Here is a 10715-nt window from a genome sequence, read left to right on the forward strand (position 1 = left end):
GACAGGGCTAACGCAAACCTCGGGCGGCTCCTGTTGACGATGAATAAAGTGCGTATAATCCGCCGCCATGACTCGTACTCGATCCCCCCGTTCCGCTAAAAAACGTCCGTCTAGTGGCCCGCGCCCCTGGCTGGGCTGGGCCTTGAAGCTCGGTCTGGTCGCTTTGGTGGTGCTCGCCGGCTTTGCGGTTTATCTCGACGCCGTGGTCCAGGAGAAATTCTCCGGCAAGCGCTGGACCATTCCGGCCAAGGTCTATGCGCGCCCGCTGGAGCTGTTCGTCGGACAGAAGCTCAGCAAGGACGACTTCCTCACCGAACTCGACGCACTCGGCTATCGCCGCGAAAGCGTGGTCAATGGCCCTGGCGCTGCGTCGGTCAGTGGTAACACCGTTGAACTCAATACCCGCGGTTTCCAGTTCTATGAAGGCATGGAACAGGCGCAACCGGTGCGGGTGCGCTTCTCCGGTGACTACGTGGCCGAGCTGTCAGGTAGCAAAGGCTCGAAACTGGCCGTGGTACGCCTGGAGCCGCTGCTGATCGGCGGCCTGTATCCGAAGAATCTCGAAGACCGGATCCTGATCAAGATCGATCAGGTGCCTCCTTATCTGCTGGAAACCCTGGTGGCGGTCGAGGACCGGGATTTCTACAGCCACTTTGGCGTGTCGCCCAAGTCGATCGCACGGGCGGTGTGGGTCAATACCTCGTCCGGCGCCATGCGCCAGGGCGGCAGTACCCTGACCCAGCAGTTGGTCAAGAACTTCTACCTGACCAACGAACGCAGCCTGAGCCGCAAGCTCACCGAAGCGATGATGGCCCTGCTGCTTGAGCTGCATTACGACAAGCGCGAGATCCTCGAGGCGTACCTCAACGAGGTCTTCGTCGGCCAGGATGGCCAGCGTGCCGTGCACGGTTTCGGCCTGGCCAGCCAGTTCTTCTTCAGCCAGCCGCTGGCCGAACTCAAGTTGCATCAAATCGCCTTGCTGGTGGGGATGGTCAAGGGGCCGTCCTATTACAACCCGCGTCGTTATCCGGAGCGCGCGCTGGAGCGGCGTAACCTGGTGCTCGATCTACTGGCGCAGCAGGGTGTGGCGACGCCGGAGCAGGTCGAAGCGGCGAAGAAAATGCCCTTGGGCGTGACCAAGCGCGGCAGTCTGGCGGACAGCTCGTTCCCGGGCTTCCTGGATCTGGTGAAGCGTCAGCTGCGTGAGGATTACCGCGACGAAGACTTGACCGAGGAAGGCCTGCGGATCTTCACCAGCTTCGACCCGATTCTGCAGATGAAGGCCGAGGCTTCGGTCGGGGATACCTTCAAGCGCCTGGCCGGGCGCAAGGGATCGGATGAAGTCGAAGCGGCAATGGTGGTGACCAACCCGGAAACCGGTGAAGTCCAGGCCATGATCGGCAGCCGCCAGGCCGGTTTTGCCGGTTTCAACCGGGCGCTGGATGCGGTGCGGCCGATCGGCTCCCTGATCAAGCCCGCGGTTTACCTGACGGCGCTGGAGAAACCCAGCCAATACACCCTGACCAGTTGGCTCTCCGACGAGGCGTTCTCGGTGAAGGGGGGCGATGGACAGGTGTGGAAACCCCAGAACTACGACCGTCGTTCCCACGGCACGGTCTTCCTTTATCAGGGGCTGGCCCATTCCTATAACCTGTCGACCGCGCGCCTGGGCCTGGAAGTCGGTGTGCCGAATGTGCTGAAAACCCTGGGGCGCCTTGGTGTCACCCGCGAGTTCCCGGCGTTCCCTTCGATGCTGCTGGGGGCGGGGGGCTTGAGCCCGATGGAAGTCGCCACCATGTATCAGACCCTGGCCAACGGCGGTTTCAATACCCCGATGCGCGGGATCCGTAGCGTGCTGACCGCTGAGGGCGAACCGCTGAAGCGTTATCCGTTCCAGATCCAGCAACGTTTCGACCCGGGCTCGATCTACCTGATCCAGAGCGCGATGCAGCGCGTCATGCGCGAAGGTACCGGCAGTTCGGTCTACAACGTGCTGCCGCGCTCCCTGGCGCTGGCGGGCAAGACCGGTACCAGTAACGATTCCCGCGACAGCTGGTTCGCCGGTTTCAGCCAGGATCTGTTGGCCGTGGTCTGGCTGGGGCGTGATGACAACGGCAAGACACCGTTCACCGGCGCCACCGGTGCGCTGCAGGTCTGGACCAGTTTCATGCGCAAGGCCGACCCGTTGCCATTGGATATGCCGCAACCGGATAACGTGGTGCAGGCCTGGGTCGACTCGCGGACCGGGCAAGGCTCGGATGCCAACTGTCCGGGCGCGGTACAGATGCCGTATATTCGCGGCAGCGAACCTCCTCCCGGTCCGGCATGCGGTGGCGAAAGCCCGGCGTCCGGCGAGTCGGTGATGGATTGGGTCAAGGGCTGGATGAATTAAGCGAAGAGGGTTTGACGTGAACAAGTGGTGGATTCCAGCTATTACAGCTCTGGCTTTGCTCAATGGTTGCGCCAGCGTGCAGCGTGGCTCGATTCCGGTGGTGGACTCCGGTACCGCAGTGTCCAACAGCGAACGCATTTCGGCCAATGGCGGCTTCCGTCAGACGACCATCAAGCGTCCTGCGCAAGCTCAGGCTCAAAGTATTCCCCAGGACTCGGGCGTGGTGGTGATGGTGCCGGGCGGGGCTGCGGCCACTGCTGCGCCGATCAGCAGCGCGCCGATTACCCCGGGCCCGATCACCCCAGGTCCTATCGATACCGCACCGATCCAGTCCGCACCGATCAATCAGGGCAGCTACAGCTTGCCGCCGACGCCGAGCGGGGTGCCTTCGGCCAGCTCTGGCGGGCTGTCCGCCGATGAGCAACTGGACGGTCCAGTGCTGGCCCTGTTGACCACCGCTCAGCAGCAACAGGCGAGTGGTGATCTGAACGGTGCTTCCTCCAGTCTTGAGCGCGCCCAGCGTGTCGCGCCGCGTGAGCCGCAGGTGCTGTATCGCCTGGCCCAGGTACGCATGGCCCAGGGCGATGCCCCGCAGGCTGAACAGTTTGCCCGTCGCGGCCTGAGCTTCGCCAACGGTCGTCCGGATCTGCAGGCCAGCCTGTGGGCATTGATTGCCCAGGCACGCGAGAAACAGGGCGATGCCGCTGGTGCCGCTCAGGCCCGGCAAAAAGCCAAGGTGTCGCTCTGATGGATGCACGTTTTCCAAAGATTGCCGATCAGTTGCTGTTGATCGAACGTGAGATGCGGTTGCAAGGGCTGTGGGATGACACCCCGCCGAGTGCTGAAGCTCTGGCCAGTGTCGAGCCGTTTGCCGTGGATACGCTGGAGTTCGAGCAGTGGCTGCAGTGGATCTTCCTGCCGCGGATGAAGGCGATTCTTGAGCAGGATCTGCCTTTGCCCAACGCCTCGGGTATCCAGGAAATGGCCGAAGTGGTATTCGCCGGTCGCTCGATGCAAGGCCGGGACCATCAGTTGCAGATCCTGCTCAAGGAGTTTGACCAACTGATCGGCGGCGCCCGCTAAACCTTCTGCAACCACTGCCTAGCGGCAGTGGTTGTCTATCGCCTTCTGTGTTTCCGCAATGCGCTGCTGCCGTTGTTCCTCGGTCAGGCGGCGCACTCCCCCCTCTGTGTTCTCGCTCAGGCGCGGGTTGTTCTGCAACTGCGCCAGGCTGGCCCGTGCCTGTGTGCAAAAACGCCTGCGTTCGGCTTCCTGCCTGGCGAGCTGCTGCTTGACCTGATTGTCCATGACTTGTTGCTGAGGGCCCGGCTTGTCGGGCGGCGGAGTACTGCTCGCACCTTTCGGCGCTTTTGGCAGGGTGATGGCAGTGCTGCCCACGCCTTGGGGTGGCTGGGCGTCGAAATGGGTGACTCCCTGGGCGTCGACCCATTTGTAAATCTGGCCGGCCTGGCACGGGAGGCTCATGGCGAGCAGCAGGCCAGCGGTCATGGCGAAGGTTCGCATTTTTGAATTCCTTATCCAGGATTGCGCAATTGAAGCGCAGACACTCGCGGTTTACAGGTTTTTTCTTGCGTTCTCATGCGCTTAGTTCGAATAAAGCACATTGACGTCTTGACTTGCAGAGGGCGAAACAGAAGAATCCAAAGTCCGCTGTAGAGGGACTGCCAGAAGCAGACCCACTCGGCAGAACATGAGGCGCACATCCGCGCCGACCTGCTACACCCGCAACGCGTTACCTCGCGCTGGGTGGGAAAACCCCGCAACACTTGGGGCACTCCCAATACTTGCTCAGTCAGTGCTGACGTAGTCGGCGACCACCGTCGCTCATGCTCTGCTGAGAAGTAAACCTATTAAGACCCGTCCCCTTTCAAGAGGGCGGTATTCTGGCGTTTTAGAGGTGAACAACGTGGAGCTTTTATCTGGCGGTGAGATGCTCGTCCGCTTTTTGCGTGACGAAGGCGTCAAATATATCTATGGGTACCCGGGTGGTGCTCTCCTTCATGTTTACGATGCCCTGTTCAAAGAACCGGAAGTGACCCACATCCTGGTTCGTCACGAGCAAGCGGCTACCCATATGGCTGACGGCTACGCCCGTGCCACCGGCAAGGCCGGCGTGGTACTGGTGACTTCCGGCCCTGGCGCGACCAATGCCATCACCGGTATCGCCACTGCCTATATGGACTCCATTCCAATGGTGATCATTTCCGGTCAGGTGCCTAGCACCATGGTCGGTACCGACGCGTTCCAGGAAACCGACATGATCGGTATCTCCCGGCCGATCGTGAAGCACAGCTTCATGATCAAGCATGCTTCGGAAATCCCGGAAGTCATGAAGAAGGCGTTCTACCTGGCGCAATCCGGTCGTCCGGGTCCAGTCGTGGTCGATGTCCCTAAGGACATGACCAATCCGGCTGAAAAGTTCGAATACGTTTTCCCTAAAAAAGCGAAGCTGCGCTCCTACAGCCCAGCTGTTCGTGGTCACTCCGGGCAAATCCGCAAGGCGGCAGAAATGCTCCTGGCGGCCAAGCGTCCTGTGCTGTACGCAGGCGGCGGGGTGATCCTCGGTGGCGGTTCCGCGCCGCTGACCGAATTGGCACAAATGCTCAACCTGCCGGTCACCAATACCCTGATGGGCTTGGGTGCCTATCCTGGCACCGATCGTCAGTTCGTCGGCATGCTCGGCATGCACGGCAGCTACACCGCCAACCTGACCATGCACCATGCCGATGTGATCCTGGCAGTCGGCGCGCGTTTCGACGACCGTGTTATCAACGGCCCGGCGAAATTCTGCCCGAACGCCAAGATCATCCATGTCGACATCGACCCGGCGTCCATCTCCAAGACCATCAAGGCAGACGTGCCGATCGTGGGTCCGGTAGAGAGCGTCCTGACCGAAATGGTCGCGGCCCTCAAGGAAATCGGCGAAACCCCGAACAAGGATACAGTCGCCAGTTGGTGGAAGCAGATCGAGGAGTGGCGCGGTGATCGCGGCCTGTTCCCTTACGACAAGGGCGACGGCAGCATCATCAAGCCGCAGACCGTGATCGAGACCCTCTGCGAAGTGACCAAGGGCGACGCCTATGTGACCTCCGACGTGGGTCAGCACCAGATGTTCGCGGCGCAGTACTACCGGTTCAACAAACCCAATCGCTGGATCAACTCCGGTGGCCTGGGCACGATGGGCTTCGGTTTCCCTGCGGCCATGGGCGTCAAGCTGAGTTTCCCTGATGCTGACGTTGCCTGTGTAACGGGCGAGGGCAGTATCCAGATGAACATTCAGGAACTGTCGACCTGCCTGCAGTACGACCTGCCGGTCAAGATCATCAACCTGAACAACGGTGCGCTGGGTATGGTGCGTCAGTGGCAGGACATGAACTACGGTAGCCGTCACTCGCATTCCTACATGGAATCGCTGCCTGATTTCGTCAAGCTGGCCGAAGCCTATGGGCACGTGGGCATTCGCGTCACGGACCTGAAGGATCTGAAGCCGAAGATGGAAGAAGCGTTCGCCATGAAAGATCGCCTGGTGTTCCTCGACATCCAGGTCGATACCAGCGAGCACGTCTACCCGATGCAGATCAAAGACGGCTCCATGCGCGATATGTGGCTGAGCAAGACGGAGCGTACTTAATCATGCGGCACATTATCTCCTTGCTTCTGGAAAACGAACCGGGCGCCTTGTCTCGTGTGGTTGGCCTGTTTTCGCAGCGCAACTACAACATCGAAAGCCTGACCGTGGCGCCGACCGAAGACCCGACCCTGTCGCGTCTGACACTGACTACCGTGGGGCACGATGAAATCATCGAGCAGATCACCAAGAACCTGAACAAGCTGGTTGAAGTGGTCAAGCTGGTCGACCTGTCGGAAAGCGCTCACATCGAACGCGAGCTGATGCTGGTCAAGGTCAAGGCCACCGGCGCCCAGCGCGCCGAGGTCAAGCGCACCACCGATATTTACCGTGGGCAGATCGTCGATGTCAGTGCCAGCGTGTATACCGTTCAATTGACCGGTACCAGCGACAAGCTCGACAGTTTCATCCAGTCGATCGGCACCGCCTCGATTCTGGAAACCGTACGCAGTGGCGTCACCGGCATTGCCCGTGGCGATAAAGTACTCAGCATCTAACTCAAATTAGCGAACGGCCTGAACGGCCTGATATAGGGGAAATTCATGAAAGTTTTCTACGATAAAGACTGCGACCTCTCGATCATCCAGGGCAAGAAAGTTGCCATCATCGGTTACGGTTCCCAGGGCCACGCTCAAGCGTGCAACCTGAAAGACTCCGGCGTTGATGTCACCGTTGGCCTGCGTAAAGGTTCGTCCACCGTTGCCAAGGCTGAAGCCCATGGCCTGAAAGTGACCGACGTAGCCGCGGCCGTTGCCGGCGCCGACCTGGTCATGATCCTGACCCCGGACGAGTTCCAGTCCCAGCTGTACAAGAACGAAATCGAGCCGAACATCAAGAAGGGCGCCACCTTGGCCTTCTCCCACGGCTTCGCGATCCACTACAACCAGGTCGTTCCGCGTGCCGACCTCGACGTGATCATGATCGCGCCGAAGGCCCCAGGCCACACCGTACGTTCCGAGTTCGTCAAGGGCGGCGGTATCCCTGACCTGATCGCTATCTACCAGGACGCCTCCGGCAACGCCAAGAACGTTGCTCTGTCCTACGCGGCAGGCGTGGGCGGCGGCCGTACCGGTATCATCGAAACCACCTTCAAGGACGAGACTGAAACCGACCTGTTCGGCGAGCAGGCTGTTCTGTGTGGCGGTACCGTCGAGCTGGTCAAGGCCGGTTTCGAAACCCTGGTCGAAGCTGGCTACGCGCCGGAAATGGCTTACTTCGAGTGCTTGCACGAACTGAAACTGATCGTTGACCTCATGTACGAAGGCGGTATCGCCAACATGAACTACTCGATCTCCAACAACGCCGAATACGGCGAGTACGTGACCGGCCCTGAAGTGATCAACGCCGAATCCCGTCAGGCCATGCGCAACGCCCTGAAGCGCATCCAGGACGGTGAGTACGCCAAGATGTTCATCAGCGAAGGTGCTACCGGCTACCCATCGATGACTGCCAAGCGTCGTAACAACGCCGCTCACGGTATCGAAATCATCGGTGAGCAACTGCGCTCGATGATGCCGTGGATCGGTGCCAACAAAATCGTCGACAAAGCCAAGAACTAAGTTCGAGTCTTGTCAGGGAAAAACGCGGCCTAGGCCGCGTTTTTTCGTTTGGATAGACAGGTTCTGGTATAAAGCTGGATCCTTTGTGGTCCAATCGTGACCCTGGGTATCGTCGAAACTTTTCACACCGTTGCAAGGTAATGTCCATGAGCGAACGTCCCGAAGAGCCAAACCAGGCCTCTGACGCCGAAAGCCTGCTACCCATCGATGAGCATGTCGAAGAAGGGCATGACGCTGAAGGCCGTAAAGTCCGGCATCGTGGTATCTATCTGCTGCCGAATCTCTTCACCACCGCGAACCTGTTCGCCGGTTTCTACTCGATCATCAACTCCATGAGTGCCCAGAGCGCGTTGAGCGCCGGGGACGCGGCAGGAGCGAGCAAGTATTTCGCGTTCGCGGCCATCGCGATTTTTGTCGCCATGGTGCTCGACGGTCTGGATGGGCGCGTGGCCCGCATGACCAATACCCAGAGCGCTTTTGGCGCCGAGTATGACTCGCTGTCCGACATGGTTGCCTTCGGCGTTGCGCCTGCCTTGCTGGCATTCGGTTGGGCGTTGGGCGACATGGGTAAGGTCGGTTGGATGGTCGCCTTTATCTATGTAGCTGGCGCAGCGTTGCGTCTGGCTCGCTTCAACACCCAGGTGGGGACTGCCGACAAGCGTTACTTCATCGGCCTGGCCAGTCCGGCCGCGGCGGGTGTGGTGGCCGGTATTGTCTGGGCGTTCAGCGATTACGGCATCCAGGGTTCGAAGATGTCGTTCCTGGTGGCGCTGATGGTGGCGGCGGCCGGCATGCTGATGGTCAGCAATATCAAGTACAACAGCTTCAAGGAGCTGGACCTGAAGGGGCGTGTACCTTTCGTGGCGATTCTCGCCGTGGTTCTGGTATTCGCCGTGGTCTTCAGTGATCCGCCGCGGATTCTGCTGTTGGTTTTCCTCGCTTATGCGGCGTCCGGTCCGGTGCAATACCTGCTGCGTCTTCGTCGACGCAAAACGTTGCCTTAATGTAATTTCCCCCATACTCCGCAGTCTATTGGTGCATCAGTCCTCCAATACTGCGGAGTTGCCATGTTGATCAAAATCCCCAAGTCGTCTGACTGCAAAGAGTCGGACGTCACGCCTGAATCTCTTTATTTCTCTCGCCGTAGCCTGTTGGGTGGGGCCATTGCTGGCCTGGCTGCCAGTGCGCTGCCGCGTTGGGCCAGTGCCGGAGACGCTGGGCGATATCCAGATGTCGAACCTGGCAAGGCGCCGTCATGGTTTGCGCAGAAACTGCCGGAAACCAAATGGCAGGCGGTCAACGTCAAGGATGAGGCGATCACTCCATTCAGGGATGCTACCCACTACAACAACTTCTATGAGTTCGGTGCCGATAAGGGCGACCCGGCTGCCAATGCCGGCGCGCTGAAAACCGAGCCCTGGAGTGTGGTGGTGGACGGGGAGGTGGGCAAGCCAGGGCGTTATGCGCTGGAAGACTTCATGAAGCCTTATCAGTTGGAGGAGCGGATCTACCGGCTGCGTTGTGTCGAGGCCTGGTCCATGGTGATTCCCTGGATCGGTTTCCCGATCTCCGAGTTGCTCAAGCAGGTCGAGCCAACCTCCAAGGCCAAGTTCATCCGCTTCGAAACCCTTCAGGATCCTAAAAGCATGCCCGGCCAGCGTTCGGGTTTTGCCCTGATCGATTGGCCTTATGTAGAAGGGCTGCGCCTGGATGAGGCGATGCATCCCTTGGCGATTCTTGCCGTGGGGATGTATGGCCGCGAGCTGCCTAACCAGAATGGCGCGCCGTTGCGTTTAGTGGTGCCGTGGAAGTACGGCTTCAAGAGCATCAAGTCGATCGTGCGCATCAGTCTGGTGGAGGAGCAGCCGAAAACCACCTGGCAAAGCATCGCTGCCAATGAGTACGGTTTTTACGCGAACGTGAATCCTACGGTTGATCATCCTCGCTGGACTCAGGCACGCGAACGTCGATTGCCTAGCGGCCTGTTCAGTCCCAACGTGCGTGAGACACAGATGTTCAATGGCTACGCGGATGAAGTCGCTTCTTTATATACCGGCCTGGATCTGCGGAAGAATTACTGATGCGCTACCCACTCTGGCGCCTTGGCGTCTTCATCGTTGCTGCTATCTGGCCTTTGCTTTGGTTGTACCAGGCTTGGGCCTCCGCCCTCGGGCCCGACCCGGGAAAGGTACTGGTCGATCGGTTGGGGCTGGGGACACTGATCTTTTTGCTGATTACCCTGAGTATGACGCCCCTGCAGAAACTCACGGGATGGGCGGGATGGATCGCGGTACGACGCCAGCTCGGTTTGTGGTGCTTTGCTTATGTAGTGCTGCATTTAAGTGCTTACGCTGTATTTATCCTCGGGCTCGACTGGTCGCAGTTGGGCGTGGAGTTGCGTAAGCGGCCCTACATTATTGTAGGAAGCCTGGGCTTTCTCGGATTGTTGGCCTTGGCGGTGACTTCCAATCGATACAGTCAGCGTCGTCTGGGCAGTCGTTGGAAGAAGTTGCATCGGATGGCGTATCTCATTCTCGGGCTGGGTTTACTGCATATGCTCTGGATTGTTCGGGCTGATCTTAAAGAGTGGGCTATCTACGCCTCTATTGGCGGGTTGTTGTTACTGCTGCGGGTGCCGCCGGTGACACGGCGAATCCCGCGTTTAGTGGGGAAAAACCATCTTTTGCAACAAAAGCGTAATTAGGGGTTGACGGCAGATTCTGGAAGTCTATAATTCGCCCCACTTCCGGCGCAGTCGAAACGGAAAACTCCTTGAGATTCAACGAGTTACACGGTTTTCGACAGCGCTCACGCTTCAGTTCATCGAAGCCCGAAGGAGTTGATTCGGCAGTATGTTTTCGCCGGGTTAACGATTCGATCTTCTCGGTCGAAAGCGGAGAAAAAGAGGTGTTGACAGCAGCGTGTAACGCTGTAGAATTCGCCTCCCGCTGACGAGAGATCGGAAGCGCAAGTGGTTGAAGTTGCAAAGGAAACTTTGAAAACTTCTTAAAATAACCGCTTGACAGATACAGAGGCTGCTGTAGAATGCGCGCCTCGGTTGAGACGAAAGACTTAACCAACCGCTCTTTAACAACTGAATCAAGCAATTCGTGTG

The 10715-nt window shown here is 59.0% G+C and carries 10 protein-coding genes; 9 read left to right on the forward strand and 1 reads right to left on the reverse strand.

Annotation, left to right across the window (positions count from 1 at the left end; genetic code table 11):
- Positions 1–67: 67 nt before the first annotated feature.
- The 3 genes from mrcB to BM019_RS24250 are packed head-to-tail and all read left to right on the forward strand — an operon-like array spanning position 68 to position 3475.
- A complete protein-coding gene (gene mrcB, locus BM019_RS24240; protein ID WP_007924629.1) occupies positions 68–2392 on the forward strand; it encodes a penicillin-binding protein 1B in 2325 nt (774 codons plus the stop codon).
- Positions 2393–2408: 16 nt separating this feature from the next.
- Positions 2409–3140: a tetratricopeptide repeat protein gene (locus BM019_RS24245; protein ID WP_007924627.1), complete on the forward strand. Its 732-nt coding sequence runs from the start codon at positions 2409–2411 to the stop codon at positions 3138–3140.
- A complete protein-coding gene (locus BM019_RS24250) occupies positions 3140–3475 on the forward strand; it encodes a YqcC family protein (RefSeq protein ID WP_009045645.1) in 336 nt (111 codons plus the stop codon). The genes BM019_RS24245 and BM019_RS24250 overlap by 1 nt, the downstream gene beginning before the upstream one ends.
- A gap of 18 nt (positions 3476–3493) precedes the next feature.
- Here BM019_RS24250 and BM019_RS24255 read toward each other — a convergent pair whose 3' ends face one another.
- Positions 3494–3916, reverse strand: coding sequence for a DUF4124 domain-containing protein (locus BM019_RS24255; RefSeq protein ID WP_087091984.1), 423 nt, complete (start codon positions 3914–3916; stop codon positions 3494–3496).
- A gap of 403 nt (positions 3917–4319) precedes the next feature.
- Here BM019_RS24255 and BM019_RS24260 point away from each other — a divergent pair, with 403 nt between their 5' ends.
- From BM019_RS24260 to msrQ, 6 genes are all read left to right on the forward strand, one after another.
- Complete coding sequence (locus BM019_RS24260) at positions 4320–6044, forward strand: acetolactate synthase 3 large subunit (RefSeq protein ID WP_007924621.1); 1725 nt, start codon at positions 4320–4322, stop codon at positions 6042–6044.
- A gap of 2 nt (positions 6045–6046) precedes the next feature.
- On the forward strand, positions 6047–6538 hold the full coding sequence (gene ilvN, locus BM019_RS24265; protein ID WP_007924620.1) for an acetolactate synthase small subunit: 492 nt from the start codon (positions 6047–6049) through the stop codon (positions 6536–6538).
- 45 nt (positions 6539–6583) lie between these two features.
- On the forward strand, positions 6584–7600 hold the full coding sequence (ilvC, locus tag BM019_RS24270; RefSeq protein ID WP_007924618.1) for a ketol-acid reductoisomerase: 1017 nt from the start codon (positions 6584–6586) through the stop codon (positions 7598–7600).
- A 146-nt stretch (positions 7601–7746) separates the two neighbouring features.
- Positions 7747–8604, forward strand: a complete 858-nt coding sequence (pssA, locus tag BM019_RS24275; RefSeq protein WP_009045643.1) for a CDP-diacylglycerol--serine O-phosphatidyltransferase — start codon at positions 7747–7749, stop codon at positions 8602–8604.
- A gap of 63 nt (positions 8605–8667) precedes the next feature.
- The gene (gene msrP, locus BM019_RS24280; protein ID WP_092420850.1) at positions 8668–9681 is read left to right on the forward strand and encodes a protein-methionine-sulfoxide reductase catalytic subunit MsrP; all 1014 of its coding nucleotides are present in this window, start codon (positions 8668–8670) and stop codon (positions 9679–9681) included.
- Positions 9681–10304 (forward strand): protein-methionine-sulfoxide reductase heme-binding subunit MsrQ, encoded by a 624-nt coding sequence (msrQ, locus tag BM019_RS24285; protein WP_085534696.1) that lies wholly within the window; start codon positions 9681–9683, stop codon positions 10302–10304. The genes msrP and msrQ overlap by 1 nt, the downstream gene beginning before the upstream one ends.
- The last annotated feature ends 411 nt before the right edge of the window (positions 10305–10715 follow it).

This window comes from Pseudomonas sp. NFPP07 (genome assembly GCF_900115645.1).
Taxonomy (GTDB): Bacteria; Pseudomonadota; Gammaproteobacteria; order Pseudomonadales; family Pseudomonadaceae; genus Aquipseudomonas; species Aquipseudomonas chlororaphis.